We start from the raw sequence: 24,856 nt of genomic DNA, 5'->3' as shown, positions 1-24,856 counted from the left end.
ATAAAAGAGGCTTCGAAATGGACGGCTTGGAGACCGAATTCTGGCGTTCCGCGGCATTTATTGCGGCAATATTGTGGCAAAGCCGGTCAGGAGAGCCGTTCGGGCGGGTTTGGCGTCAGAGACCGCGTTTTCCGAAGGTTCGGGTCTGGCGCAGCGGGTGCGGATCGGCGGGGCGTTCTTCCCGGAAAAATGCCGGTGGCGCAGGGCCTCTTTCCGCCCTTGACCGGGCGAAATATTCATTGCCGAGTTCCGGGAAACGTGTGTCGAAACTGGTCGGGGCAAGTTCGGGCTTTGCCAGCACGTAGCCCTGCATCAACAGGACGCCGAGTTCTTCGCACAGATCGACCTGCCACGCGGCCTCCAGCCCTTCGAAGACCGGCTCTATGCCATCGGCGCGAAACTGGCTGACGATGACGCGCAGAAGGGCAGCACCCGCCGAATTCTGCATGAAATCGCGTACCCAGCCGGCTTCGAATTTCACATAGTCCGGCTTGATGAGCTTCACCCGGTCGATGTCGGAATCGCCGGCGCCGTAGTCATCGAGCGCCACGCGAAAGCCGATATCGTGCATGTGGTAGGCGAAGTCGGCGACCATCTGCGTGTCGGAGGCTTTTTTCTCGGAGATTTCGCAGACGATGCGATCCGCCGTCATGCCGGCTTCGTGGGCGGCAAGACGCATGCGCTCCACTTCCTGGCGCATCTTGGCCGGGGTCTGGAACAGGCCCGGATGGAAGTTGACGAAGATGCGGGCGCGGGACCGGTTGAGCCTGCCGGTGTTGAGAATGTGGATCGTGCGCAGGATGCTGTCGATATTTTCGATATCTTCCGGCGCGACCAGCGAGAAAAATTCGCCCGGCGTCACCGGCTCGCCATTGCGATGGGGACGCACCAGACCCTCGAAGGAATCGATGTCGAGAATACCGCTCGCCGTGCGGCGGAAAATGGGCTGCAGGGCCGATTTCAGGTTGAAGGTGCTATAGGCCGTGGACCATGTGCCATCGACCTCGCGGACAAGACTGGAAAAGATGCTTTTGAGCGCCATTTTTCAACCAGCTATAGAGACACGACCTCTAGGCTCGCGAATGTAGCGTATCAAGCGTTACTTCCGGGTTAAGGAAGGTTTAAATTCTGCGATGCAGCACATAAGCCGGCTTTTGACCTTGAAAGAAGGCCTGTCTTTCGACATAGAAAATGCCGCAGATGACAAGTTTTCCAACCTCTGCCGATGTCAACCCCAATAGGACCGATTAAAAATGGCCTTCCTTGCCGACATTCTCTCCCGCGTAAAGCCATCCGCCACCATCGCCGTTACCCAGAAAGCCCGTGAGCTGAAAGCGAAGGGCCGCGATGTGATCAGCCTTGGCGCCGGCGAGCCGGATTTCGATACGCCCGAAAATATCAAGGAAGCGGCCATCGACGCCATCAAGCGCGGCGAAACGAAATACACGCCGGTTTCGGGTATTCCGGAACTGCGCAAGGCCATTGCCGACAAGTTCAAGCGTGAAAACGGTCTGGACTACAAGCCGGAGCAGACGATTGTCGGCACGGGCGGCAAGCAGATCCTCTTCAACGCCTTCATGGCCACCCTGAACCCCGGCGATGAGGTCGTCATTCCGGCGCCCTACTGGGTCAGCTATCCGGAAATGGTGGCGATCTGCGGCGGTACGCCGGTTTTCGTCGACGCCACGCTGGAAGACAATTTCAAGCTGAAGCCGGAAGCGCTGGAAAAGGCGATCACGCCGAAGACCAAGTGGTTCGTGTTCAACTCGCCGTCCAACCCCTCGGGCGCCGCCTATTCGCATGACGAGCTGAAGGCGCTGACCGATGTGCTGGTCAAGCATCCGCATGTCTGGGTGCTGACGGACGACATGTATGAGCACCTGACCTATGGCGATTTCAAATTCGTCACGCCGGTCGAGGTCGAGCCTTCGCTCTATGACCGCACGCTGACGATGAACGGCGTCTCCAAGGCCTATGCCATGACCGGCTGGCGTATCGGTTACGCTGCCGGCCCGCTGCCGCTGATCAAGGCCATGGACATGATCCAGGGCCAGCAGACCTCGGGCGCAAGCTCGATTGCGCAATGGGCCGCTGTCGAAGCCTTGAACGGCACGCAGGATTTCATTCCGGCCAACAAGAAAATCTTCGAAGGCCGCCGCGATCTCGTCGTCTCCATGCTCAACCAGGCGAAGGGCATCAGCTGCCCGGCTCCGGAAGGCGCATTCTACGTTTATCCGTCCTGCGCCGGCCTGATCGGCAAGACCGCGCCGTCGGGCAAGGTCATCGAGACGGATACGGATTTCGTTTCCGAGCTTCTGGAAGCCGAAGGCGTCGCCGTCGTGCAGGGATCGGCTTTCGGCCTCGGCCCGAACTTCCGCATCTCCTACGCCACGTCGGAAGCGCTGCTGGAAGAGGCCTGCAAGCGCATCCAGCGCTTCTGCGCCGATTGCCGCTGATCGGTTGCGATCTCAAATGAAGAAGCCCGGCAGCGATGCCGGGCTTTTTTGTTTTCAAAGTGCCGTAAGCTTTCCGCCGTCATGCTCGGGCCTGTCCCGAGCATCTGCAACGTCGAGATTTATTTGGGCGTGATTAGATCCTTGGGACAAGCCCAAGGATGACGTTGTGTCGTGGCCAGCGATGCCGGGCTTTTTTCGTTTTGGTCAAAGCCCCAGAAACAGCAGCATGATGAAGGTGGCGAAGAGAATGAAATGCGTCATTCCTTCGATCGCGTTGGTCTCACCGTCATTGAGATTGATGGCGGCGGCGATGAGGGTAATGAAGACCATGACGGTCTGAACCGGCGTCATCGCCATGATGAAAGGCTGGCCGGTATAAAGCGCGATACCCTCCATGACGGGCACGGTGAGGATGACCGTCGACAGCGATGCGCCCATGGCGATATTGACCACGGCCTGCATGCGGTTGCGCAAGGCGGAGCGGAGCGCGGTGAGGATTTCCGGCGATGCCGAGATCGTCGCCACCACCACCGCCATCAGCGCCGGCGGCGCGCTGGTGCCCTCGAGGCTTTCGCTTAAGAAGGCCGACATGAATTCCGCCAGCACACCGATCAGCACCACGCCGGCGATGATGAGGCCGATGGAGAGCGATACGCTGCCTTCGTCCTCCTCTTCCGCATGGCCGTCCGATGCCTGTCCGGCCGGATGCGCCTTGCGGGGATAGGCATAGCTGAAGAAATAGCTGTGCGGGCCGACCTGCATTTTGAGGAACAGGGCGTAAAGCGCGATCATCGCGACGATGGTGAAGGCGGAGTAGACATGCCAGCTTTCATTGGGGATGAATTCCGGCACGATCATCGAAATACCCATGGCGGTGAGGATCATCACGCCATAGGTCTTGCCGGAATCGTCATTATAGGGCTGCTCGCCGTGGCGAAGACCGCCGAGCAGCGCCGCGAGACCGAGAATGCCGTTGATGTCGATCATCACGGCGGAATAGATCGTATCCCGCACCAGAGTGGGCGAACTGGATTCGCTCATGATGATGGCGAGGATAAGCACTTCAACCGCGACGGCCGACAACGTCAGGATCATGGTGCCGTAAGGGTCGCCGACCTTGGTGGCGAGGATTTCGGCGTGATGGGCAACCCGCATCGAGACGAGAACGATTAGCCCGATCAGCGCGACCGCGGCGATGAGCGCCGCCGTTTTTCCGGCTTCGAATATTGCATGTTCGGCCAGATAGGCGACGATTGCCGCCGGTATTGCCAGCAGCAGCATGCGCTCCTGTTTCAGAATAGAACCCGCCATCGATTTCCCTTCCCCCTGATCGGCTCAGGCTGTGACGTATCGTCCCCCAGATCAAGCAGGATTTGCGCTTGAATGCTTTTGGTAGGATAGTGGTGTTGCAGGACATGCTGCTCATGCCGCGGTGTCCCATCGGGTGCAATGCTTGAAACGCGGTTGTGGTTGCCATGTCGCCTACCGAGACAGGAGGACCATGCATGACCAAAGTGGTATATGAAATTGTCGAACATGACGGAGGCTTCGCCTACCGCATGAACGGCGCCTATTCCGAAACATTCCCTTCTTATGCGGATGCCGTCGAAGCTGCGCGCATCGTTGCCGCCGAACAGCAGGTGGGGGGCGATGACGAGGAAATCAGCTATCAGGATGAGAGCGGCCACTGGCATGAAGAATACAGCCAGGGCGGCGACCGGCCGGAAGCCGAGGTGGTCGACAAGACGACGCAGCAGGCCAGACCGTTTTGATCGGCGATCCGTGGATTTCCAGCAAAGCCGGGATCACTTTGCGTATTCCGCCGGTCTCTTTCAGGCAATTGCGGATGCCGGCCCGCGTGGCATCGATGCGGGATCGGCATTAGCGCCGTTTCGGCGGGGCGCCCGGATCGGTTTCTTTAAGATGACCCTTGAGGCCTTCGACGAGGGCGCTGAACACGGCACGACATCGCGGCGAGGTCTTGAGATTTTCATGCATCGCGACCCAGGTGTGGAGCGGGATGTCGATTTTCGGAAGAACCTGAACGAGTCGGGGGTCCTTGCGCGCCAGACCGATCTGACAGACGCCGATGCCTGCGCTGGCGCGGATCATGGCAAGCTGGGCGAGATTGCTGTCGGCGCGGATTTCAAAGGAAATTTCCTCAATATCGGGTATGTCTGGATCGAGCGAGCGCATCCGCTGGATGGCCGCCCGAATGAAAGGCGTCTTGCGGTCGAAACCGACCATCCGGTGGTGGTTCAGATCTTCCATGCTCTTCGGGGTGCCGGCTCTTGCCAGATAATCGCGCGTCGCATGAAATCCCAGACGGAAATTGCCGATATAACGCATCACGATCGCATCCTGCTGCGGTTCGGTCATGCGAATGGCGATATCCGCCTCGCGCCTTAAAAGGTCTTCCAGCGTATCGGAGAGCGAAAGCTCGATCTCAAGCCGTGGATGAACCTCCTGCATGGCCGTGATGATCGGCGGCAGCATTTCCACGCCGATGATATCACTTGCGCTGATGCGCACCGTGCCTTCGATCTTGCCGACTTCGCCGGAGGCCGCGCGCATGAGGGCGGCGGTCGTTGCCGCGAGATTTTCCGCGTAGGGGCGGAGCGCAAGGGCTGCTTCCGTCGGCATCAACCCGTGCGGTGAGCGGATGAACAGCGGAAAGCCGACGGCCTCTTCCAGCGCGCCGATGTGACGTCCCGCCGTCGGCTGGGTGATGCCAAGCTCGCGCGCGGCGGCGGAAAGCGAGCCGTCGCTCAGCACGCTGAGGAAGGTGCGATAGAAATCCCAGCTGATGTCACGGTTTCTGGTCATAAGATTTTGTATAGCTGCTCCACTCATTTCGATAATTTCGTATATCGCGGAACGGGGCGATACTCCAGCCCACATCAAGGAGTACGGCGATGATATATGAAAACAACGCAAATACAGCGCAGAATAAACGGCCTCTGGCCCTGATTTTGGGGGTGAATGGCGGTGTCGGCAGTCAGGTCTCCAGAATGCTGCAGCAACGGGGATGGCGGGTGAGGGCGATGACGCGCCAGCGGACGTCAACGGGCGCTACGGATGGCGTCGAACGTGTGACCGGGGACGCCATGAACCGGCAGGATGTGATGGATGCGGCAAAAGGCGCGAGCCTCATCGTCCATGCGGTCAATCCTCCCGGATATCGCAACTGGGAAAGCCAGGTGCTGCCGATGCTCGACAATAGCATTGCCGCCGCCGAGGCCTGCGGGGCGCGGATCGTCTTTCCGGGCAGCGTCTATAATTTCGGGCCGGACGCCTTTCCGCTTCTGACGGAAGACAGTCCGCAAAAGCCTTTTACCCGTAAGGGCGCATTGCGTGTGGAGATGGAGCGGCGGCTGAAAATGGCGTCCATGCGCGGCGTGCCGGTGCTGATCGTCCGCGCCGGGGATTTCTTTGGGCCTGACGCGAGAAACAACTGGTTTTCGCAAATGCTGGTGAAGCCCGGAAAGCCGGTCCGGAGTGTCCGGAATCCCGCCGCGCCCCATGCCGGGCATCAATGGGCCTATCTGCCGGATGTCGCCGAGACCATTGGCCGACTGTTGGACCGCGCAGGCGAGCTTCCGGCTTTCGCCGTCTATCACATGGAAGGTTTCTGGGATTTCGACGGGCTGCAACTGGTTGAAGCCATCGAGCGGGTTGTCGGTTATCCGGTCAAGAGGCGGCAGCTATCCTGGTCGGGCATCAAATTGGCCGCTCCCTTCGTTCCCCTGTTCCGTGAAGTGCTGGAAATGCAATATCTCTGGCAAATGCCGATCCGGATGAGCAATCGCAGGCTGACGGATTTTCTCGGAACGGAACCCAGAACACCGATCGACATTGCGGTAGCGACGACACTGGCGAGCCTCGGCTGCCTTGAACAGAGGCCGCAGCCGTCGAGCCTTCCGCATCCGGCCGATGCCGGGGGCAGGGTGTGATGGTCACGGTTGCGAATGGGATGTCGGCCCGGCGTCGCGTGTTTGCCGTGATTTCGGCAAGCGTGCCGGTGCTGATCTTCGCGCAGGTGCTGCTGGCCGGGCTGTCGATCTATTACGATGGATCGCTGCTTTCGCTGCACAAGGGGCTCGGCTTTCTCATCGCCGTTCCGATCCTGTCGCTGGCGGTTCTCGCTTCCCTATATGACGATCTGCGGCCGAACCTTGGCCGCACGCTGGTCCTGCTTGGTCTTTACTGTCTTCAGGTGGCTCTGATGAGCATCGGCCGGGAAACGGGCAATGGCTTTCTCCAGGCGCTGCATGTGCCCAACGCCTTCGTCATGGGCGCGTTTTCCGATTTTGCCGCGCGGCAGGCGCGAAGCCTGCGCTGAAAGAAAACGCCGCACTGCTTTCGGGCAGTGCGGCGTCTTTGCTTTATCCTTTATCAGGCAAGCGCCGGATAGTCGGTGTAACCTTCCGCTCCGCCGCCATAGAAGGTCGGCTGGTTCGGTTCGTTGAGCGGCGCGTCGTTTTTCAGGCGGCGGACCAGATCCGGATTGGCGATGAAGGCCTTGCCGAAGGCCACGGCGTCGACTTTACCGCTTTCAACCGCCTCGATGGCGCTCTCACGGTCGTAGCCATTATTGGCGATCCAAAGGCCCTTGCCGCCGGCATTGCGATAGGCGGCCTTGAAGGCAGCATAATCGAAAGGCTTGTCGCCCTGCTTGAAATCGCGCGGGCCGCCGGTTGCGCCTTCGACGACATGGGTGAAGGCGAGATTGCGCTTGCCCAGCTGTTCCGCCACGTAATTATAAAGCGGCTGCGGATGGGCCTCGAAAATGTCGTTGGCGGGCGTGACGGGCGAGAGGCGAATGCCGGTGCGGCCTGCGCCGATCTCTTCCGCCACCGCATCGACAACTTCGAGCAGGAAGCGGGCGCGGTTTTCGATAGAGCCGCCATAATCATCCGTGCGCTGGTTGGTGCTGGATTTCAGGAACTGCTCGATCAGGTAGCCATTGGCGGCATGGATTTCGACGCCGTCGAAACCGGCCTCCAGCGCCGCGCGGGCGCCGCTGCGGTAATCCTCGAGGATGAGGCCGATATCGTCGATGGTGAGCGCGCGGGGCTCGGAGGTTTCGGCAAAGGCGCCGGTGCCGTCATCATTGATGATATAGGTCTTAGACTTGGCCGGAATGGCGGAAGGCGCGACCGGCTGGCCGCCATGCGGCTGCAGCGAGGTGTGGGAAATGCGGCCCACATGCCAGATCTGTGCGACAATCTTGCCACCGGCCGAATGCACGCCGTCGGTAACCTGTTTCCAGCCCGCGATTGCTTCCCGCTTGTAGAGACCGGGAACGTCAGCGTAACCCTGACCCTGCTGGGAAATCGGCGTGCCCTCGGTGACGATCAGCCCGGCCGTGGCGCGCTGCTCGTAATAGGTGGCGTTGAGATTGTTGGGAATGGCGCCCGGCGAACGGTTGCGGGTGAGGGGAGCCATGACGATACGGTTGGCGAGTGCGATATCGCCGGCCTGTGCCGGTTCGAAAAGACTGGTCATGCGACTTCACTTTCTGGTCGGTTGGCGAAATTGCGCGGGGGACGCGCTGTCTTTCTGTCTGGGTGCCGGAATGAAAACCGTCTTGCGGTTTCCGGTCCGACACCCCGAGGCTCAAAGCTTGGGAGGCTCAGAGATTGGCTTGCAGATAATTGCGGAAGGCGTCGATGGTTTCCTCGTTGCGTTCGAAAAACACCCATTGCCCGACCTTTTTCGACCTTATCAGGCCGGCTGCCTGCAACACCGCCAGATGCGACGAGACGGTGGATTGCGACAGGCCGCTGATCTGAAACTGGTTGGCGCATACACCCATGCTGAGGGGATGCTCCTGGCAGAAGTGACTTTCCGGAGACTTCAGCCATTCCAGGAATTTCAGCCTTGCGGGGTGCGAAAGGGCTTTGAGGATTTCCTCCGGGTTCATCGGTGCTTCTTCAATATCTGACATGCCCGATATTTATATCGGTCATCATCGATATACAAGTCACGTCTCTGTGAGGATCGAGGGGGCGGGCAGGCATTTCCAAAAAAGAAGGCCGCTGGATATCTCCGCGGCCTGATAAGTTTGAAGGTCAAAACCTCCAGAGGGGAACAGCTGTCGCGTGCCTTGGGCGAGCGTGACAGCTGACTAAAATATGGGTGTGGGAATAATGCAAAACAAGGTTGCATCATGCGATATTTCGCCAATTCGGAGAAAATTCTTGCGGGTAAAAAAAGAGGGCCGCCGGATGGATCCAGGGCCCTTTAAGTGTGAAGGTCAAAAACCTCCAGAGGGGAACAGCTGATGCGGTGGAACTGGGAGGAAAAGCCACCGTGTGCATCAGCTGAGAGCGATATGGTGCTTTTTTGTGCACGAAACAACTCTTTTTTGTGCAGGTCAGGCATGCGCGCCACGCAGCCCTCGATATTTCCGGTATATTTTATGTGCAATGCTCCCGGGCGGCGCAGGTACGCCGCTCAGGTAGCATGTCAGTTAAGCTCTTGAAATTTAATGGCTATAACCGAGCGCCGATTATTTTAACGTCAGAAGTTCCAGTTCCGCGCCTTTGCAACGATGAAGTCGCGGAAGGCTTTCAACTTTGCAGCGTTTTTCATCTCATCGGGATAGCAGAAATAGGTATCGAAGGACGGAATATCTGCGGCGAGCGATAGCTGGATAAGGCCCGGATCGCGGCCGACGATATAATCCGGCAAGCAGGCGATGCCGATTCCCAGCAGGCAGGCGCGCTTGATCGAGGTCTGGCTGTTGATCTGCAGATGCGGCGTGCGCGTATTGTCGGAAGAGCGTCCCGCATTTTCCAGCCAGTTGACGTCCAGCAGATAGTTGGGCGCCGGTTCGCCGAAGGAAATGATGCGGTGATTGTCGAGATCCTCAATCGACTGCGGCTCGCCATGGCGATTGATGTAGGACGGCGCGGCATAGACGTGCATGTGCACCGTGAACAGCTTGCGCTGAATGAGGTCCGACTGCTGCGGCTGGCGCAGGCGGATGGCGCAATCGGCGTGACGCATGTTCACGTCCAGCTCCTCATTGTCGAGGATGAGCTGGATCGACATTTCCGGATAGAGCTGCAGGAATTCCTGCACCTTGTCCGTCAGCCAGCCCTGGCCGAGACCGACGGTGGTCGTCACGCGCAGCTTGCCGCTCGGCTTCTCCGTCGTTTCGGTGAGCTGCATCTTGACGGTTTCGAGCTTCAGCAGCACGTCATGGGCGGTGCGGTACAGCAACTCGCCCTGTTCGGTGAGGATGAGACCGCGAGCGTGGCGATGGAACAGCTTGACGCCGACATCCTGCTCCAGCGCGCTGACCTGACGGCTGATGGCCGACTGGGACAAATGCAGCTTGTCGGCAGCATGGGTGAAAGACCCTGCTTCGGCTGCGGCATGAAAAATGCGCAGTTTATCCCAGTCCAATGGCATTGCCATGCCTACCCTGCCTTTCGGTTATTCCGCTGCGACAGCAAGCGGTTGATGCGCGGTGAGATAACGTTCCGCTTCCAGCGCGGCCATGCAGCCCATGCCGGCGGCGGTGATCGCCTGACGGTAGATGTCGTCGGTGACGTCGCCGGCTGCGAAGATGCCTTCCACGTCGGTCGCCGTAGAATCGGGGGCGGTCCACATGTAGCCGTTGTCTTTCAGCTTCACCTTGCCCTTGAACAGCTCGACTGCCGGCGCATGGCCGATGGCGACAAAGACGCCGTCGATGGGGAATTCGCTGATCGTGCCGGTCTTGGTATCACGCAGCTTCACGCCGGAGACGGAAGGCGGCATTGGCGGCTTTGCGGGTGCACCAGTAATTTCGGCGATCTCCGTGTTCCAGAGAATCTTGACGTTTTCCTTGGCGAACAGCCGTTCCTGCAGGATTTTTTCCGAGCGGAAACTGTCGCGGCGGTGCACGACGGTGACCGATTTGGCGATATGGGCGAGGTAAAGCGCTTCTTCCACGGCGGAGTTGCCGCCGCCGACCACGATCACATCCTTGTTGCGATAGAAGAAACCGTCGCAGGTGGCGCAGGCGGAAACGCCGAAGCCCTGGAAATGCTGCTCGCTCTCAATGCCGAGCCACTTGGCCTTGGCGCCGGTGGCGATGATCAGCGTGTCGGCGGTCCAGACCTGACCGGAATCGGTCTTCACCACGAAAGGCCGTACATTGGTTTCAACTTCGGTGACGAGGTCGCTGACGATTTCCGCGCCCACATGCGTCGCCTGCTTCAGCATCTGGTCCATCAGCCACGGACCCTGGATCGGATCGGCAAAGCCCGGATAGTTCTCGACATCGGTGGTGATCATCAACTGGCCGCCCTGTTCCATGCCGGCGATCAGCACGGGTTTCAGCATTGCGCGGGCCGCGTAGATCGCCGCGGTATAACCGGCGGGACCGGAGCCGATGATCAATACCTTCGTGTGGCGGGCAGACATGGAAGCGTTCCTTTCAATAACGGGGCCTTTCCCTGGCAGCGCCTTTCGGCACCGGGCCCTGGAGCCGCATGACGGCGGACAGGCCGCAACCCCTTCGTTGCCCGGTATTTAAGGTTGTCTAGTGTCTTTATTCAAGGGCAGCCTTGCGTTACCAACAAGGCAGTTGTGGATGCGCGCGCAATTTTGTGACCGGGCGGTGGCATAATGTTGCGAATCCCGCGCCGAATAGTACAAGGAAGTTCCACAGCTTAACGAGGTACTCCTCCGTGACCAGCGTCGAACTCGATGCCATCGATCTGAAAATCCTGCGCGAATTGCAGCGCGACGGCCGCATGACCAATGTGGAACTGGCCGAAAGGGTCGGTATTTCCGCGCCGCCCTGCCTCCGGCGCGTCCGCAAGCTGGAAGAGGCGGGCGTGATCGAAGGTTATCACGCCATGTTGAACGCGCCGAAGCTCGGTTTCGATCTCGTCGCCTTCTGCATGGTTGGTCTCAAGCGCCAGTCGGACAGCAATTTGAAGGCTTTTGCGGCGGCAACCGCCGGCTGGTCGCTGGTGCGGCAGGCCTGGATGGTGTCAGGCGAAAGCGATTTCCTGCTGCATTGCGTGGCGAAGAACCTGACGGAATTTCAGGATTTCGTCATCGAGGTTCTGACGGCGGACGAAAATGTCGATACGGTGCGCACCATGCTGACGATCCGTCAGGTCAAGCGCGTCGGTCTCGTGGAAATCTGAGCGGCAGGCTTTGCGGTGACCTTAAGACGCGTTACCCGCGCCGCAAAGCTTCATAGACTTCGCCGAGACTCGTGGCCTCTTTCTCAAGCGGAAATGTGCTGCGTACATGCGAAAGTCCGACCTTTGCATGGCTCTCGGCCAGAGCCGGATCGGCAAGATAGGTCCTTATCGCATCCCTGAGCGATGCATAGTCACCCGCCTCGACGACTGCGCCGGTCTCGCCCTTGACGATCATTTCCTCATAGGCGCCGGCGGTGCTGGTGACGACGGCCGTTTCCGATGCCATGGCCTCGAGCGGCGTCAAGCCGAAACCTTCGTTGCGGGATGGGGCGACATAGAGCGTCAACCGCCGGTACCACGGCTTGATGTCATCCACCTCACCCTGAAACACGATGCGGTCCGAAAGGCCGGCAGCCTTGACATCGGCCTCGAGTGTCTCGGCAAAAGCCTTGTGTTCCGCCGTTACCCGGCCGGAAACAATGGCTGTCCATTGCGGATGGGCGGGCAAAAGCTCGATCATGGCCCGCACGAAGAGATCGGTGCCCTTCTGGTGGCGCACCCGTCCAAAGCAGCCGATGAGATATTGTCCCGGCAGGCCGGTTGCCGCGATTGTGTCTTCCGGGCCGGTTGCCGGATGGAACAGGTCGGTATCGACGCCATGCATGACAACGCGATGGGGTACTTCCAGAAACGAGCCGGAGCGGGTGCTGGTCGCGACCACGGCGTCCATCTTCGAGATCAGAAAACGTGTATAGGCGGAATGTCGCCTCTGTGCGGCCGAGGTGAACAGTAGCTTCACCTCCATGCGCAGCACGTCACGCATGAAAAGACCCGGCAACATTTCAAGGTTGCGGCGGGCATGCCAGATGCGCGGGCCGCCCCGCGGGCCGTTTTGCCAGAGCCGCCACAGATCGCGGAAGCGCACATGCGGCAGATGCGGCGGCAGGCCGGGGCCGATGACGGCCACCTTCTGTCCCAGCCGGTTCTGCACCGGAATGAGCTGAACGATGGTGGAGGTGACGCCGGAGAGCCTGCGTTTGAAATTCGGCGCAAGCACCTGCACATCTTTCAGACTGACGTGGGACAAGATGGGCTTCCGTCTTTGCGGCTAATTCGGGGGGTTGAAGACGTCAAGAAAAGCAATGCGCCCGCATGGGGCGCATTGCATGTGCGGGCATCAGCCCCACTGAACCGCGAGAATCTCGTAGCCCTTGGCGCCGCCAGGCGCGTTGACTTCGATGCTGTCGCCGACTTCCTTGCCGATGAGCGCGCGGGCGATGGGCGAGGAGATGGAGATGCGGCCGGCCTTCACATCGGCTTCCTGGTCGCCGACGATCTGATAGGTCTTTTCCTCGTCGCTATCCTCGTCCACCAGCTTGACGGTGGCGCCGAACTTGATCTTCGAGCCCGACATCTTGGAGAGATCGATGACTTCCGCGCGCGCGGTCAGGTCTTCGAGTTCGGTGATGCGGCCTTCATTGTGGCTCTGTGCTTCCTTGGCAGCATGGTACTCGGCGTTTTCCGAAAGGTCGCCATGGGCGCGCGCTTCCGCAATCGCCTCGATGATACGGGGGCGTTCCTCCTGCTGGCGCCAGCGCAGCTCCTCCTGCAGCTTGACGAATCCACCCTGAGTCATCGGTACTTTTTCTACCATTTTTTTATCCTTCGCAGTCCTGTCGCTTTACTTGCAGACACAAAAAGAAACAGGTTCCGGAGGGGAACTCCGGAACCATGCCAAAATCATAACTGAGCCGACTATATCAGAAGACGACAGCGAAATGCCAGCAAATTTGAGGCGTACATATTTCGTCACGTAATCAATGCCTTACCTTATGTCATTGACATTTGCCTATGGAACATATAGTGAACATTTCCATGAAGAAGTCGATCAGGCAACGGCTGGCCATTCTCTCCGACGCAGCGAAATACGACGCCTCCTGCGCATCCAGCGGCACGACAAAACGCAACTCCGCAGCATCGGGCGGTCTGGGCTCCACGGAAGGGTCGGGCATCTGCCATGCCTATGCGCCGGACGGGCGCTGCATTTCGCTTTTGAAAATCCTGCTCACCAATTTCTGCATCTATGATTGCGCCTATTGCATCAACCGCTCCTCCAGCAATGTCGAGCGGGCGCGGTTCACGCCGGAAGAAGTGGTTTGGCTGACGCTGGAGTTTTACCGGCGCAACTATATCGAGGGGCTGTTCCTGTCCTCCGGCATCATCCGCTCCTCCGATCATACGATGGAGGAGATGGTGCGCGTGGCGCGGGAGTTGCGGGTTACCCATGGTTTTCGTGGGTATATCCACCTGAAATCCATTCCCGAAGCATCGCCCAGGCTCATCGAGGAGGCAGGGCTTTACGCGGATCGTCTCTCGATCAATATCGAATTGCCGACCGATAGCGGCATTGGCCGTTTCGCGCCGGAAAAGCAGCCCGTCAATATTCGCCGCTCCATGGCCGATATCCGCCTGAAGATCGAGGAGGCCGGGGAGCCGACCGTCCGGACACGCAAGACCAGGCGCTTTGCGCCGGCCGGCCAAAGTACGCAGATGATCGTGGGGGCGGATGGCGCTGACGATAGCACCATTCTCTCCACCAGCGCCCGGCTTTATGGCAGCTACGGTTTGCGACGCGTCTATTATTCGGCCTTCAGCCCCATTCCCGATTCGTCGAAAAACCTGCCGCTCATCAAGCCGCCGCTGATGCGGGAACACCGGCTTTATCAGGCCGACTGGCTGTATCGCTTTTATGGCTTCGATATCAGCGAGATAACGGCAATCGGGGGTGACGGCATGCTCGATCTCGATATCGACCCGAAACTCGCCTGGGCGCTGAAACAGCGCGACCGTTTCCCGGTGGACGTCAATGCGGCGGATCGGGAAATGCTGCTGCGTGTGCCCGGTTTCGGCACCAAGACGGTGGCCTCGGTTCTATCGTCACGGCGGTTCCGGCGGCTGCGGCTGGAGGATATTGCCCGTTTTGGTGTTTCCCTGAAAAAGGTGAAGGCTTTCATCGTCGCCGAGGGCTGGACGCCGGGCAAGCTGACCGAGCGGCCGGATTTGCGGGCGATGTTTGCGCCGCAGCCCGAACAATTGTCGCTGTTGTGATGTATGGCCCGGTTCTCGAAGGGCGGGGCGACTTCGGCGAGTGGCGCGATGCCGCGCGTGCGGCCCTTGCCGCCGATATTCCGCCGGAGACGATTGACTGGCGGTTGCGGGATGACGGGGCAGGGCTGCTGGATTTCGCCGGTGAGCCATTGCCGACCGTCGATGCCGGCAATGGGCAGGTTTCCGTTCCTGCCTCGTTCGTGGCGCTGGCGCAGGCCGTCATCTGCCATGGCGATCCCGGCCGGTTTGCGTTGCTTTACCGGTTATTGTGGCGGCTGAAGCGGGATCGCGCCCTGTTGCAGTTCAAGTCCGATCCGGATGTTGCAGAGGCCCGCTTGCTCGAGAAATCGGTGCGCCGGGATTGTCACAAGATGACGGCCTTCGTCCGTTTCAAGGAATTGCCCTTGCCGCAGGGGCAGGGCGGGCGACGGCGGTTTGTGGCCTGGTTCGAGCCGGATCATTTCATCGTCGAGCGAACGGCAGCGTTTTTCCAGCGACGGTTTACCGACATGGACTGGCTGATCGCCACGCCGAAAGGGTCCGCCCGATGGGACGGAAGCGAGCTGCAAACCTCACGGGAGGCGGCGGCGAAGCCTGATCTGACGGACGAGACGGATGAACTCTGGCGGACCTATTATGCCAATATATTCAATCCGGCGCGCCTCAAGATCAAAGCCATGACGGCGGAGATGCCGAAGAAATACTGGAAGAACCTGCCGGAAGCCGATCTGATTCCGGGTCTCGTTCTCGGTGCTGAGGCGCGGGTGCTGGAGATGGCCGCCAGGGCGGCAAGCCAGCCGCAGCCCTTTCACCATCGCCTGCAGGCTGCGGCCGCTGCCCGGGAGACGACGCATTCCGTGCCGGATGGCACGCTCGCATCGCTGGCGCGGGAAGCTGGCCATTGCACCCGCTGCTCCCTGCATTGCAGCGCCACGCAAACGGTTTTCGGTTCGGGGCCGGAGGATGCGGAAATCATGATCGTTGGCGAACAGCCGGGCGATCACGAGGATCTCTCGGGAAAGCCTTTTGTCGGTCCGGCCGGCCAGCTTTTCGACCGGACTCTTGCCGATGTCGGTATCGAGCGCAAAAAGCTTTATGTCACCAATGCCGTCAAACACTTCAAATACGAAACGCGCGGCAAACGACGCATTCATCAACGGCCGAATGCGGGCGAAGTGGAACAATGCCGCTGGTGGCTCAATCAGGAAATCGCGCTTATTCGGCCGAAACTGATCGTTGCCATGGGCGCAACGGCGCTTTATGCGCTGACCGGCGGTAAGGAAAAGCTCTCGGAGATTCGGAGCCGTCCTCTGCCGATGGAGGAAGGCCGAACGCTTTTTGTCACCGTGCATCCGTCCTACCTCCTGCGCCTTGCCGATGCGCAGGTGAAAGAGGCGGAAACGATGCGGTTCAAGGAGGATATAAGTTTTATTAGAATATTCGAATAAATTTCCATTTGCGCGTTGGGGATTTATTCAATATTTGAGGCATAACTTGCAGTAGTATCATTTACTGATTATTTATCTGTTATTTTGATTGAAATTTTATACTTACTACTATAATTAAGCTCTCCGAATTTATTTACCGTATGGACAAATCATGTTGGGTGAACTCGACCTTGCGACAGTCATACTGATGCAAAAGTGTTCTTACATCGTTGGGCTTTTGAGTTTTATCTATCTGAAAATGACCAATCGCGGCTTGCGCGGTCCCGTCCCCCTTGCGGCGGGTTTCGCCTCGATGGCGATTGGCTCCACGCTTGCCGGTTACGGCGAATGGGGAATATTGTCGCCGGCCCTGTGGCGGCTCGGCAGTGTCGTTTTCGGTATTGTGGGTTACGCGATGATCTGGCTCGGCTTGAAGGCGTTGAGCGATGGGCGTTCCGTCGACCGACGGACCGTATCCATTGTCTGCCTCATCTCCGTGCTGGCGATGGTTGTCGCGCAGCAGGTGGCGGACAATAATGCGTATCGCGCGGCGCTCTTCAATGGCTGCGCATCGCTTGCCTATCTCGCCGGGGCATCGGTGCTTTTTGCCAGATGGCGCAGAGAGCCGCTGCTGTCCCGCCTGGCGCTGGGTGGCATCACCGGTGTCTCCGGTCTCATTTCGCTATCGGTGGTGAAAAGCGTGCTTTTCCCCGATTTTGCCACCATCAATCTGGTCAATGCGTTTTTCTTCATCATCATGCTGAACTTCGCCATTGCCCTGTTCGTGATGATGCTCGTGGCCGAGCGGTCGGAACGCAAACTGCTGGTTCTTGCGAATACCGACCCGCTGACGGGCGTCAAGAACCGGCGTTTCTTCTTCCAGACCATGCCTGCGACGCCCGATCCCGCCGATGCGGCCATGCTGCTGGATATCGATCACTTCAAGTCGATCAACGACCGTTTCGGCCACGCCGTCGGCGATAGTGTGCTGCAGGAAGTGGCGAAGCGCATCGGCGGCAGCATCCGCGGCGGGGACGTGCTGGCGCGTTACGGCGGAGAGGAATTCATCATCTACCTGCCGGGCGCCGGCGTTCGCAAGGCTTGCATGATCGGCGAGCGCATTCGCGATGCGATTGCGGTAACCGAGGTCGATTGCGGCGGCCTGCGTGTCGGCGTCACCATCAGCATCGGCGTTGCCGCCACTGGCGAGATGCGCTGCGATCTCCAGACGCTTGCGGAAATGGCTGATCGCGCACTTTACCGCGCGAAGATGGAAGGGCGCAATTGCGTTCGGGAGGCGCAGGCGGCATAGGGCAGGGCTGCGGGCCGTCGATCTTTCCGCAGGGCCGCACCGCATCTTTGTGTCGTGTAGCGCGTTGTTGCCCTTCGGTTTAAAAGGGCGGCTTGTCTGCTTCATCCGCCGTGGCGCGGCGGGACAGGGCCTCTTTCAGAAGAACCTCGATCTGGGCATTGACGCTGCGCAATTCGCCGCTCGCGGTGTGCCGGATCATGTTCAATATTGCGGGTTCGATCCGCAGCGGAAAAGCCACCCGCTCCGGTCCCGGTGGACGTCCAGCCACGGTCAGTCCCTCAAGGCGGTGCTTTGGCCTGTCGGGGCCAGGTGTTCCCATCGCCGGGACCCGATGGTGGGGCGCCTCAGTATCTTTATGGAGCGTTTGACCGGAGCTTTGGCAACGGCGCGGCGAATGGCTGCGGGCGATCCGTCATTGCGGAATAGGGACATCATGGGCCTCGTTCGAACCTGATGTTTTGATACCGGCAATGAATTGCAGCAGGATTACGCAATGCAAAACGCCGCGGGCATGGTGACCCGCGGCGTCTTGTTTTCATTCAACGCTGGAACCTGCGGTTCCCGCAGCTTACTGGAAGTAGCTCTGCAGCGGCTTCACTTCCAGATTACCGGCCTTCAGCGCCTTGATGGCAAGCGCTGCCGCTTCCGCGCCGGCCATCGTCGTGTAGTAAGGCACCTTCTGCATCAGTGTCGCGCGGCGCAGCGACTTCGAGTCAGAAATCGCCTTGTTGCTGTCGGTGGTGTTGATGACGAGCTGGACCTGACGGTTGCGGATGGCGTCTTCGATATGCGGACGGCCTTCCTGCACCTTGTTGATCTTTTCGGCGTTGATGCCCTTTTCGGCGAGGAAACGCTGGGTGCCGCCGGTGGCCAGCACCTTGAAACCGCTTTCCACGAGAATGCGGATGGCAGGCAGAACGCCTTCCTTGTCCTCGTCACGCACCGAGACGAAGACCGCACCGGAGCGGGGCAGGTCGACGCCGGCGCCGAGCTGGCTCTTGGCGAATGCCAGCGCGAAATCGGTATCGAGGCCGATGACTTCGCCGGTCGAGCGCATTTCCGGTCCGAGCAGAATGTCAACGCCGGGGAAGCGGGCGAAGGGGAAGACGGCTTCCTTGACGGCAATGTGCTTCAGGTTGCGCGGATCGGGCTTTTCGCCGTAAGCGGCAATCGCCGGATCGAGCTTCTCGCCGGCCATGACGCGGGCGGCGATCTTGGCGATCGGCGCGCCGATGGTCTTCGCCACGAAAGGCACGGTGCGCGAGGCGCGCGGATTGACCTCGAGAACGTAGATCGTGCCATCCTTGATGGCATATTGCACGTTCATGAGGCCGCCGACATTGAGCGCCTTGGCAAGCGCCGTCGTCTGGCGTTCCAGCTCGTCGACGATTTCCTTCGACAGCGAACGGACCGGCAGCGAGCAGGCCGAGTCGCCCGAATGGATGCCGGCTTCTTCGATGTGCTCCATGATGCCTGACACGAAGACGCTTTCGCCGTCGCACAGCGCATCGACGTCCACTTCCACGGCATTGGTCAGGTAGCTGTCGAACAGCAGCGGGTTCTTGCCGAGCAGGGTGTTGATCTGGCCGGTCTTGTCGTTCGGGTAACGCTGCTTGATGTCCTCGGGTACGAGGCCCGGAACCGTGTCGAGCAGATAGGTCTGGAGCTGGCCTTCCGAATGGATGATCTGCATGGCGCGGCCACCCAGAACGTAGGACGGGCGCACCACCAGCGGGAAGCCGATTTCCGAGGCTACGAGGCGGGCCTGCTCGACCGAATAGGCGATGCCGTTGTTCGGCTGGGCGAGATCGAGCTTCATCAGCAGCTTCTGGAAACGGTCGCGGTCTTCGGCAAGGTCGATCATGTCAGGCGCAGTGCCGAGGATCGGGATACCGTTCTTTTCCAGCGCTTCGGCGAGCTTCAGCGGGGTCTGGCCGCCGAACTGCACGATGACGCCGACGAGCTCGCCCTTTTCCTGTTCGGCTCGCATGATCTCGATCACGTCTTCGGCCGTCAGCGGCTCGAAATAGAGGCGGTCGGAGGTGTCGTAGTCGGTGGAAACCGTTTCCGGATTGCAGTTGATCATGATGGCTTCGAAGCCGGCATCCTTCAGCGCGAAGGCGGCGTGGCAGCAGCAATAATCGAACTCGATGCCCTGGCCGATACGGTTCGGGCCACCGCCGAGGATGACGACCTTCCTGCGGTCGGAAACCTGCGCTTCGGAGCGGGCTGCGCCGACGAAGGGAATTTCATAGGTCGAATACATGTAAGCGGTGGGCGACGCGAATTCGGCAGCGCAGGTGTCGATGCGCTTGAAGACCGGACGAACATTGAGGCTGTTGCGCAGTTCGGCCACTTCCTTCGGGCGCTTGGACGTCAGGCTGGCGAGGCGGGCGTCGGAGAAGCCCATGGCCTTCAGCATGCGCAGGTTTTCGGCATCCTGCGGCAGGCCGTGCTCGCGGATGCGGGCTTCCATGTCGACGATGGCCTTGAACTGGGCGATGAACCACGGATCGATCTTCGAGTTCTCGTGGACTTCCTCTTCGCTCATGCCCATGCGCAGCGCCTGGGCGACCATGCGCAGGCGGTCCGGCGTCGGCGTGCCGATGGCGGCGCGGATGGCGTTCTTGGAGCCTTCGCCTTCCTCATAGCCGGGGATTTCGATTTCATCGAGACCGGTGAGGCCGGTTTCCATGCCGCGCAGCGCCTTCTGCAGCGATTCCGCGAAGGTGCGGCCGATGGCCATGACTTCGCCGACCGACTTCATGGCGGTGGTGAGGATCGGCGAAGCGCCGGGGAATTTCTCGAAGGCGAAACGCGGGATCTTGGTGACGACGTAGTCGATGGAAGGTTCGAACGAAGCGGGCGTCGCGCCGCCGGTGATGTCGTTCTCAAGCTCATCCAGCGTGTAGCCGATGGCGAGCTTGGCGGCGATCTTGGCGATGGGGAAGCCGGTTGCCTTGGAGGCGAGAGCGGAGGAGCGCGAGACGCGCGGGTTCATTTCGATGACGACGAGGCGTCCGTCCTTCGGGTTGACGGCGAACTGCACGTTCGAGCCGCCGGTTTCGACGCCGATCTCGCGCAGCACCGCAATCGAGGCGTTGCGCATGATCTGGTATTCCTTGTCGGTCAAGGTCAGCGCCGGCGCGACGGTGATCGAGTCGCCGGTGTGGACGCCCATCGGATCGATGTTTTCGATGGAGCAGATGATGATGCAATTGTCCGCCTTGTCGCGGACGACTTCCATCTCATATTCCTTCCAGCCGAGAACCGATTCTTCGACCAGAACTTCCGTCGTCGGCGAGGCGTCGAGGCCGCCGGAGACGATGTCGAAGAATTCAGAGCGGTTATAGGCAATGCCGCCGCCGGTGCCGCCAAGCGTGAAGGACGGGCGGATGATGGCGGGCAGGCCGACATGATCGATGGCCTGAGCGGCAATCGCCATGGCATGCGCCATGTAGCGCTGCTTGCGGTCGGTTTCGCCGAGGTTCCACTGGTTTTCCAGATCGTCCAGCGCCTTGTCGAGATCGGGACCGGAAAGCTTGCCCTTCAGCTCGGTGCGCGCTGCCTCGTGCTTCTTGCGGTCGGCATCCTTGATTTCGGTGGCGTTGGCCAGCATGGAACGCGGGGTTTCAAGGCCGATGCGGGCCATGGCTTCGCGGAAGAGGGCGCGGTCTTCGGCCATGTCGATGGCTTCCGGCTTTGCGCCGATCATTTCCACATTGTAACGGTCGAGAACGCCCATGCGCTTGAGAGAGAGCGCGGTGTTGAGCGCGGTCTGACCGCCCATGGTCGGCAGAAGCGCATCCGGGCGCTCCTTGGCGATGATCTTCGCGACGACTTCCGGGGTGATCGGCTCGACGTAAGTGGCGTCGGCAAGGCCCGGATCGGTCATGATGGTGGCCGGGTTGGAGTTGACCAGGATGACCCGGTACCCCTCTTCCTTCAGCGCCTTGCAGGCCTGGGTGCCGGAATAGTCGAATTCACATGCCTGACCGATAACGATCGGTCCCGCGCCGATGATGAGGATGGACTTGATATCTTGGCGCTTCGGCATGGCTCTCTCGTTCCGCTTTTCGGTTGCGCAAAACACCGGCCAGGGTGAAGGATCACCGGCCGGGGGGCGCAATTCAAATGTTTTCAGGCTAGAAGCGGCTTATAGGCAAATGTTTTTGAGAACGGAACCCCATAAATTCCGGAATCGACAGAAACTCTTAACCGGCAGGGGCGTGTGCGGTAAAACGGGCCTGGACCGCTGCACTATAGGAGCGGCTGACGGGGATTTCACTGCCGTCTCTGGTCATGACATGCAGACGGCCGGCCTGTTTGCGCAGGGAGACAAAGTCGGCATCGGCAATCCAGTGCGACCGGTGCACCTGCAATCCTTTCGTCTGGCCTATTTCTTTCAGTGCATCGGAAAAACGCAGCAGAACGAGCTGATGCCCGCGCGTGGTGACGATTTCAGTATAGTGGTCCTGCACCGACAGCCGCAGCAATTTTCCGCGCTTTTGCGGCGGTAGCCGCTCCAGCAGCGGTACGACGCCCTTTACCTCGCGTCTGGTATCTTCGCCCGTGTCCGTAGCGGCATTGGCCGCTGTTTCGAACGACTGGGAGGCGGTGAGATAACTTAGCAGGCAGAAGATGGCGCAGAGAGGCAGAGACGACAGGCTGCTTTGCAAAAAGGGGCCGAAACCCATTTCCTTGCCTGAAAAGACCCGGTTCGTGATGGTAAGCAGTAGCCCGATCGGCAGGGCGGCCGTCAGCGAGCCGATCATCATGCGCGTCAGCATATTTTCGATGCTGCCGGCAAGGATGTTGTTGGCGATGATGGAAAAGGATATGGCGAATATCCAGGCGCCGGCCTGTATGATTGTCCAGTAGAGCAGCCGGTCGGCGAAGCTCATGGTTTCGCTCGTTCCGAAAGGTCCGGTCACGATGAAGATCGCCAGCACGGCGAGAAACGTCAGCCACAGCCTGCGCGATTGCAGGATGGCGTGCATTTCACGAAGCGTGGATTGCAGATACGGGTGATCCACGAAGTTTTCCTGCGGTTGGCGTCAATCCGTTTTTCCTGAGCGCATGTTTTGCCGAAATTGCCGGTGATTTCAACCGAGCCGAAACAGCACCCATGTCACTCCAGCCATTGTTAGACGCACCGCTTGCCGTGCAGTTCCATGTCGCCACCGTCATACCCGCCGCCATTCTCGGCGCTTTCATTTTCCTGCGTCCCAAGGGAACCGCCATCCACCGGCTGTTCGGCAAGATATGGGTGATGCTGATGGTCACGACGTCCGTTTCGACGTTCTTCATCCATGAATTGAGGATGTTTTACGGTTTCAGCCCGATCCACCTGCTTTCCGCCTTCACGATATATGGCTGTCTTCAATCGATCTATTTCGCGTGCCGCGGCGATATCAGACGCCATATGCGGATCATGCAGAGCGTTTATCTCGGCGGCATCGTGATTGCCGGAGGTTTCACCTTCGTTCCCGGCCGCATCATGCATGAGGTTGCTTTTGGTGATGGCAGAGCCGGATTTGTGGCCTTTTCCGCCGGCGCTTTCCTGTTTGTCTTCCTGTTTCTGACAGTGCTGAAACAAAGACGCAGAGCCGCATGAGGCTCTCCGTTTGCCACCTCTGCTTCCTTCCGGAACAAGATGTATTATAGTGCCGTTATAAGGCAGCTTGTTAAGGCGATATCCGCCGGGAGAATAGCATGGAATGGAGAGGACGCCGCCAGTCGGACAATATCGAGGACCGGCGTGGCATGTCGGCGGGGTCGGGGCCAGGCGGTAGCGATCCTTTTTCCCGTGGCGGAATGCGTGTGCCTATCGGGCGGCGCGGCGGAGGTATCGGTATCGGCGGCATTCTGGTCATTCTGCTGATAAGCTGGGTGCTTGGCATCAACCCGCTGACGCTGCTTTCTGGCGGCGATATTTCACTGGATGGCGGCGGCACCACGCAGCAATCCGGCGGCCAGCAGGCTGGCACGCGTCCGCAGGGCCAGTCGTCGGACGAGACGACGGCTTTCGTGCGCACCGTACTGGCCGAGACGGAAGATACGTGGAGCGGCATTTTCCAGTCGGCCGGCGAGACCTATCAGAAGCCGACGCTGGTTCTGTTCTCCGGTCAGGTGTCTTCCGCCTGCGGTTATGCTTCCGCCGCCAGCGGCCCGTTCTATTGCCCGGGCGACCGCAAGGTCTATCTCGACACCAGCTTCTTCAAGGAACTCGACCAGCGTTTCGGCGCGGCCGGTGATTTCGCGCAGGCTTATGTGATTGCGCATGAGGTGGGCCACCACATCCAGAACCTGACCGGCGTTCTGCAGGAGTTCAACCGCCGCCGCCAGTCGATGAGCCAGGTGGATGCCAACAAGATGTCGGTGCGCGTCGAGCTTCAGGCGGATTGCTATGCCGGCATCTGGGGCAAGTTCACCGAGCAGAAGGGCATTCTCGAAACCGGTGACCTCGAGGAGGCGCTGAACGCCGCCCACCAGATCGGCGACGATACGCTGCAGAAGCAGACCCAGGGCTATGTGGTGCCTGACAGTTTCAACCACGGCACCTCGGCACAGCGCGCGGAATGGTTCAAGCGCGGTTTCCAGAGCGGCCGTGTCGAAGATTGCGATACGTTCTCGGCGAATATCTGAGAACCGGACAGGAGCGGGGGCTTTTCAGCCCCCTTTTCATTTAGCGCATCAAAAGCGCCACGGCATACATGCCCAGGGCGAAAACCGTATGGGCCACGAGGTTGAGAAAGCGGACCTTGTTCGGGTTGGGGGTCTTCGACGCCGCCCAGCCGATGCCGAGCCCCGGCTGCAACAGGAACCAGCCCGCGCCGACCGTTATGATGCCGACGATCCACGGCTCAATGAACGAAGGATTGGCAAACCACGCGGCCGGAACCACCAGCGCGAGAATGACGCCATAAACAATGCCGACGGCGTAATGCGAAATCCAGCCGAGCGCCAGTTCGTGTTCATAGGGTTCAGCCGTGGCGATACTGTCGTGAAATATCGTACCTTTCGGCACGTACCAGAACCAGCGGCCGACCGGCGCCCAGTTTGGCGCGGACTGGCCGAAGAACCGGTGCAGCACGATTGCCCATATATCCATAAACACGGTGCCGCCAATGCCCATGGCAATGCCGCGCCAAATCAGTTCCAGCATAGATCCCTCCGCATGATCGTGATCGATCAAGATCTAGCGGATCGGGACGGTGGCGGGAACAGGCTTTTTTCGATTGCTGCGAATGGACATGAGAATGGCCGGATCGCTCCGGCCATCAGAGTGGTGAGAAAGGCGCAAGACCTCGCTTCCGTCATGCTCGGGCTTGTCCCGAGCATCTGCAACCGATCGGATTTAACGCGACGTGGTTGGATCCTCGGGACAAGCCCGAG

General features: G+C 59.7%; 23 protein-coding genes. 10 read left to right on the top strand and 13 right to left on the bottom strand.

The window, feature by feature from the left end; all coding sequences use genetic code 11:
- Positions 1-115: 115 nt before the first annotated feature.
- The gene (locus ACQZ5G_RS13975) at positions 116-1,042 is read right to left on the bottom strand and encodes an EAL domain-containing protein (protein ID WP_448736552.1); all 927 of its coding nucleotides are present in this window, start codon (positions 1,040-1,042) and stop codon (positions 116-118) included.
- Between the two features lie 211 nt (positions 1,043-1,253).
- Between ACQZ5G_RS13975 and ACQZ5G_RS13970 the strand changes: the two genes are divergently transcribed.
- Positions 1,254-2,456 (top strand): pyridoxal phosphate-dependent aminotransferase, encoded by a 1,203-nt coding sequence (locus ACQZ5G_RS13970; RefSeq protein WP_035263659.1) that lies wholly within the window; start codon positions 1,254-1,256, stop codon positions 2,454-2,456.
- Positions 2,457-2,660: 204 nt separating this feature from the next.
- Here ACQZ5G_RS13970 and ACQZ5G_RS13965 read toward each other — a convergent pair whose 3' ends face one another.
- Complete coding sequence (locus ACQZ5G_RS13965; RefSeq protein ID WP_059757467.1) at positions 2,661-3,767, bottom strand: calcium:cation antiporter; 1,107 nt, start codon at positions 3,765-3,767, stop codon at positions 2,661-2,663.
- A gap of 194 nt (positions 3,768-3,961) precedes the next feature.
- Between ACQZ5G_RS13965 and ACQZ5G_RS13960 the strand changes: the two genes are divergently transcribed.
- The gene (locus ACQZ5G_RS13960; RefSeq protein ID WP_003522857.1) at positions 3,962-4,228 is read left to right on the top strand and encodes a DUF2188 domain-containing protein; all 267 of its coding nucleotides are present in this window, start codon (positions 3,962-3,964) and stop codon (positions 4,226-4,228) included.
- A 109-nt stretch (positions 4,229-4,337) separates the two neighbouring features.
- On the opposite strand, the gene ACQZ5G_RS13955 is transcribed toward ACQZ5G_RS13960, so the two are convergent.
- Positions 4,338-5,282 carry a LysR family transcriptional regulator gene (locus tag ACQZ5G_RS13955; protein ID WP_003522856.1) on the bottom strand — a complete coding sequence of 315 codons (945 nt, stop codon included), beginning with the start codon at positions 5,280-5,282 and terminating at the stop codon, positions 4,338-4,340.
- An 89-nt stretch (positions 5,283-5,371) separates the two neighbouring features.
- On the opposite strand from ACQZ5G_RS13955, the gene ACQZ5G_RS13950 reads away from it, so the two are divergent.
- The gene (locus ACQZ5G_RS13950; RefSeq protein WP_448736553.1) at positions 5,372-6,409 is read left to right on the top strand and encodes an NAD-dependent epimerase/dehydratase family protein; all 1,038 of its coding nucleotides are present in this window, start codon (positions 5,372-5,374) and stop codon (positions 6,407-6,409) included.
- Positions 6,409-6,798 (top strand): DUF6220 domain-containing protein, encoded by a 390-nt coding sequence (locus tag ACQZ5G_RS13945; RefSeq protein ID WP_448736554.1) that lies wholly within the window; start codon positions 6,409-6,411, stop codon positions 6,796-6,798. The genes ACQZ5G_RS13950 and ACQZ5G_RS13945 overlap by 1 nt, the downstream gene beginning before the upstream one ends.
- Positions 6,799-6,851: 53 nt before the next feature.
- Here ACQZ5G_RS13945 and ACQZ5G_RS13940 read toward each other — a convergent pair whose 3' ends face one another.
- From ACQZ5G_RS13940 to trxB, 4 genes are all read right to left on the bottom strand, one after another.
- Positions 6,852-7,964: an alkene reductase gene (locus ACQZ5G_RS13940; protein WP_448736555.1), complete on the bottom strand. Its 1,113-nt coding sequence runs from the start codon at positions 7,962-7,964 to the stop codon at positions 6,852-6,854.
- Between the two features lie 127 nt (positions 7,965-8,091).
- Complete coding sequence (locus ACQZ5G_RS13935; RefSeq protein WP_003522852.1) at positions 8,092-8,382, bottom strand: ArsR/SmtB family transcription factor; 291 nt, start codon at positions 8,380-8,382, stop codon at positions 8,092-8,094.
- Between the two features lie 599 nt (positions 8,383-8,981).
- Positions 8,982-9,878 (bottom strand): LysR family transcriptional regulator VtlR, encoded by an 897-nt coding sequence (locus tag ACQZ5G_RS13930; protein WP_020011327.1) that lies wholly within the window; start codon positions 9,876-9,878, stop codon positions 8,982-8,984.
- A 24-nt stretch (positions 9,879-9,902) separates the two neighbouring features.
- Complete coding sequence (gene trxB / locus ACQZ5G_RS13925; RefSeq protein ID WP_003522850.1) at positions 9,903-10,877, bottom strand: thioredoxin-disulfide reductase; 975 nt, start codon at positions 10,875-10,877, stop codon at positions 9,903-9,905.
- Positions 10,878-11,143: 266 nt separating this feature from the next.
- Between trxB and ACQZ5G_RS13920 the strand changes: the two genes are divergently transcribed.
- Positions 11,144-11,611, top strand: coding sequence for an Lrp/AsnC family transcriptional regulator (locus ACQZ5G_RS13920; protein WP_020811379.1), 468 nt, complete (start codon positions 11,144-11,146; stop codon positions 11,609-11,611).
- 31 nt (positions 11,612-11,642) lie between these two features.
- On the opposite strand, the gene ACQZ5G_RS13915 is transcribed toward ACQZ5G_RS13920, so the two are convergent.
- Together ACQZ5G_RS13915 and greA are read right to left on the bottom strand one after the other, a co-directional pair.
- Positions 11,643-12,698: a glycosyltransferase family 4 protein gene (locus ACQZ5G_RS13915; protein ID WP_448736556.1), complete on the bottom strand. Its 1,056-nt coding sequence runs from the start codon at positions 12,696-12,698 to the stop codon at positions 11,643-11,645.
- 90 nt (positions 12,699-12,788) lie between these two features.
- Complete coding sequence (gene greA, locus ACQZ5G_RS13910) at positions 12,789-13,265, bottom strand: transcription elongation factor GreA (protein WP_003522847.1); 477 nt, start codon at positions 13,263-13,265, stop codon at positions 12,789-12,791.
- A 221-nt stretch (positions 13,266-13,486) separates the two neighbouring features.
- On the opposite strand from greA, the gene ACQZ5G_RS13905 reads away from it, so the two are divergent.
- The 3 genes from ACQZ5G_RS13905 to ACQZ5G_RS13895 all read left to right on the top strand — a co-directional run bounded on the left by ACQZ5G_RS13905 (position 13,487) and on the right by ACQZ5G_RS13895 (position 17,458).
- Entirely contained in the window at positions 13,487-14,719 is a 1,233-nt protein-coding gene (locus ACQZ5G_RS13905) for a putative DNA modification/repair radical SAM protein (RefSeq protein WP_448737055.1), read from the top strand.
- Positions 14,719-16,167 carry a UdgX family uracil-DNA binding protein gene (locus ACQZ5G_RS13900; RefSeq protein ID WP_448736557.1) on the top strand — a complete coding sequence of 483 codons (1,449 nt, stop codon included), beginning with the start codon at positions 14,719-14,721 and terminating at the stop codon, positions 16,165-16,167. Before ACQZ5G_RS13905 ends, ACQZ5G_RS13900 begins: the two co-directional genes overlap by 1 nt.
- A 151-nt stretch (positions 16,168-16,318) precedes the next feature.
- Positions 16,319-17,458 (top strand): GGDEF domain-containing protein, encoded by a 1,140-nt coding sequence (locus ACQZ5G_RS13895; RefSeq protein ID WP_448736558.1) that lies wholly within the window; start codon positions 16,319-16,321, stop codon positions 17,456-17,458.
- A gap of 79 nt (positions 17,459-17,537) precedes the next feature.
- Here ACQZ5G_RS13895 and ACQZ5G_RS13890 read toward each other — a convergent pair whose 3' ends face one another.
- From ACQZ5G_RS13890 to ACQZ5G_RS13880, 3 genes are all read right to left on the bottom strand, one after another.
- The gene (locus ACQZ5G_RS13890) at positions 17,538-17,726 is read right to left on the bottom strand and encodes a type II toxin-antitoxin system antitoxin (RefSeq protein WP_031233516.1); all 189 of its coding nucleotides are present in this window, start codon (positions 17,724-17,726) and stop codon (positions 17,538-17,540) included.
- 300 nt (positions 17,727-18,026) lie between these two features.
- The gene (gene carB / locus ACQZ5G_RS13885) at positions 18,027-21,515 is read right to left on the bottom strand and encodes a carbamoyl-phosphate synthase large subunit (RefSeq protein ID WP_448736559.1); all 3,489 of its coding nucleotides are present in this window, start codon (positions 21,513-21,515) and stop codon (positions 18,027-18,029) included.
- Positions 21,516-21,672: 157 nt separating this feature from the next.
- On the bottom strand, positions 21,673-22,494 hold the full coding sequence (locus tag ACQZ5G_RS13880; RefSeq protein WP_448736560.1) for a LytTR family DNA-binding domain-containing protein: 822 nt from the start codon (positions 22,492-22,494) through the stop codon (positions 21,673-21,675).
- A 92-nt stretch (positions 22,495-22,586) separates the two neighbouring features.
- Here ACQZ5G_RS13880 and ACQZ5G_RS13875 point away from each other — a divergent pair, with 92 nt between their 5' ends.
- Together ACQZ5G_RS13875 and ypfJ are read left to right on the top strand one after the other, a co-directional pair.
- Positions 22,587-23,075 carry a DUF2306 domain-containing protein gene (locus ACQZ5G_RS13875; protein WP_448736561.1) on the top strand — a complete coding sequence of 163 codons (489 nt, stop codon included), beginning with the start codon at positions 22,587-22,589 and terminating at the stop codon, positions 23,073-23,075.
- 98 nt (positions 23,076-23,173) lie between these two features.
- Positions 23,174-24,106 carry a KPN_02809 family neutral zinc metallopeptidase gene (gene ypfJ, locus ACQZ5G_RS13870; RefSeq protein WP_448736562.1) on the top strand — a complete coding sequence of 311 codons (933 nt, stop codon included), beginning with the start codon at positions 23,174-23,176 and terminating at the stop codon, positions 24,104-24,106.
- Between the two features lie 40 nt (positions 24,107-24,146).
- Here the strand turns inward: ypfJ and ACQZ5G_RS13865 are convergent, their stop codons facing one another.
- Positions 24,147-24,626, bottom strand: a complete 480-nt coding sequence (locus tag ACQZ5G_RS13865; RefSeq protein ID WP_448736563.1) for a DUF2938 domain-containing protein — start codon at positions 24,624-24,626, stop codon at positions 24,147-24,149.
- Positions 24,627-24,856: the final 230 nt, after the last annotated feature.

This window comes from Agrobacterium sp. 22-214-1 (genome assembly GCF_053522465.1).
Note: the sequence above shows the minus strand (reverse complement) of the source record. Positions and strands in the feature narration are given on the sequence as shown.

Excerpts from the sequence above, each read along its gene's own strand:
- carB (WP_448736559.1), bottom strand. The coding sequence starts at position 21,515 with ATGCCGAAGCGCCAAGATATCAAGTCCATCCTCATCATCGGCGCGGGA.
- trxB (WP_003522850.1), bottom strand. The coding sequence starts at position 10,877 with ATGTCTGCCCGCCACACGAAGGTATTGATCATCGGCTCCGGTCCCGCC.
- greA (WP_003522847.1), bottom strand. The coding sequence starts at position 13,265 with ATGGTAGAAAAAGTACCGATGACTCAGGGTGGATTCGTCAAGCTGCAG.
- ACQZ5G_RS13970 (WP_035263659.1), top strand. The coding sequence starts at position 1,254 with ATGGCCTTCCTTGCCGACATTCTCTCCCGCGTAAAGCCATCCGCCACC.
- ACQZ5G_RS13935 (WP_003522852.1), bottom strand. The coding sequence starts at position 8,382 with ATGAACCCGGAGGAAATCCTCAAAGCCCTTTCGCACCCCGCAAGGCTG.
- ACQZ5G_RS13950 (WP_448736553.1), top strand. The coding sequence starts at position 5,372 with ATGATATATGAAAACAACGCAAATACAGCGCAGAATAAACGGCCTCTG.
- ACQZ5G_RS13895 (WP_448736558.1), top strand. The coding sequence starts at position 16,319 with ATGTTGGGTGAACTCGACCTTGCGACAGTCATACTGATGCAAAAGTGT.
- ACQZ5G_RS13940 (WP_448736555.1), bottom strand. The coding sequence starts at position 7,964 with ATGACCAGTCTTTTCGAACCGGCACAGGCCGGCGATATCGCACTCGCC.
- ACQZ5G_RS13965 (WP_059757467.1), bottom strand. The coding sequence starts at position 3,767 with ATGGCGGGTTCTATTCTGAAACAGGAGCGCATGCTGCTGCTGGCAATA.
- ypfJ (WP_448736562.1), top strand. The coding sequence starts at position 23,174 with ATGGAATGGAGAGGACGCCGCCAGTCGGACAATATCGAGGACCGGCGT.
- ACQZ5G_RS13865 (WP_448736563.1), bottom strand. The coding sequence starts at position 24,626 with ATGCTGGAACTGATTTGGCGCGGCATTGCCATGGGCATTGGCGGCACC.
- ACQZ5G_RS13875 (WP_448736561.1), top strand. The coding sequence starts at position 22,587 with ATGTCACTCCAGCCATTGTTAGACGCACCGCTTGCCGTGCAGTTCCAT.
- ACQZ5G_RS13930 (WP_020011327.1), bottom strand. The coding sequence starts at position 9,878 with ATGCCATTGGACTGGGATAAACTGCGCATTTTTCATGCCGCAGCCGAA.
- ACQZ5G_RS13945 (WP_448736554.1), top strand. The coding sequence starts at position 6,409 with ATGGTCACGGTTGCGAATGGGATGTCGGCCCGGCGTCGCGTGTTTGCC.
- ACQZ5G_RS13905 (WP_448737055.1), top strand. The coding sequence starts at position 13,487 with ATGAAGAAGTCGATCAGGCAACGGCTGGCCATTCTCTCCGACGCAGCG.
- ACQZ5G_RS13975 (WP_448736552.1), bottom strand. The coding sequence starts at position 1,042 with ATGGCGCTCAAAAGCATCTTTTCCAGTCTTGTCCGCGAGGTCGATGGC.
- ACQZ5G_RS13960 (WP_003522857.1), top strand. The coding sequence starts at position 3,962 with ATGACCAAAGTGGTATATGAAATTGTCGAACATGACGGAGGCTTCGCC.
- ACQZ5G_RS13900 (WP_448736557.1), top strand. The coding sequence starts at position 14,719 with ATGTATGGCCCGGTTCTCGAAGGGCGGGGCGACTTCGGCGAGTGGCGC.
- ACQZ5G_RS13955 (WP_003522856.1), bottom strand. The coding sequence starts at position 5,282 with ATGACCAGAAACCGTGACATCAGCTGGGATTTCTATCGCACCTTCCTC.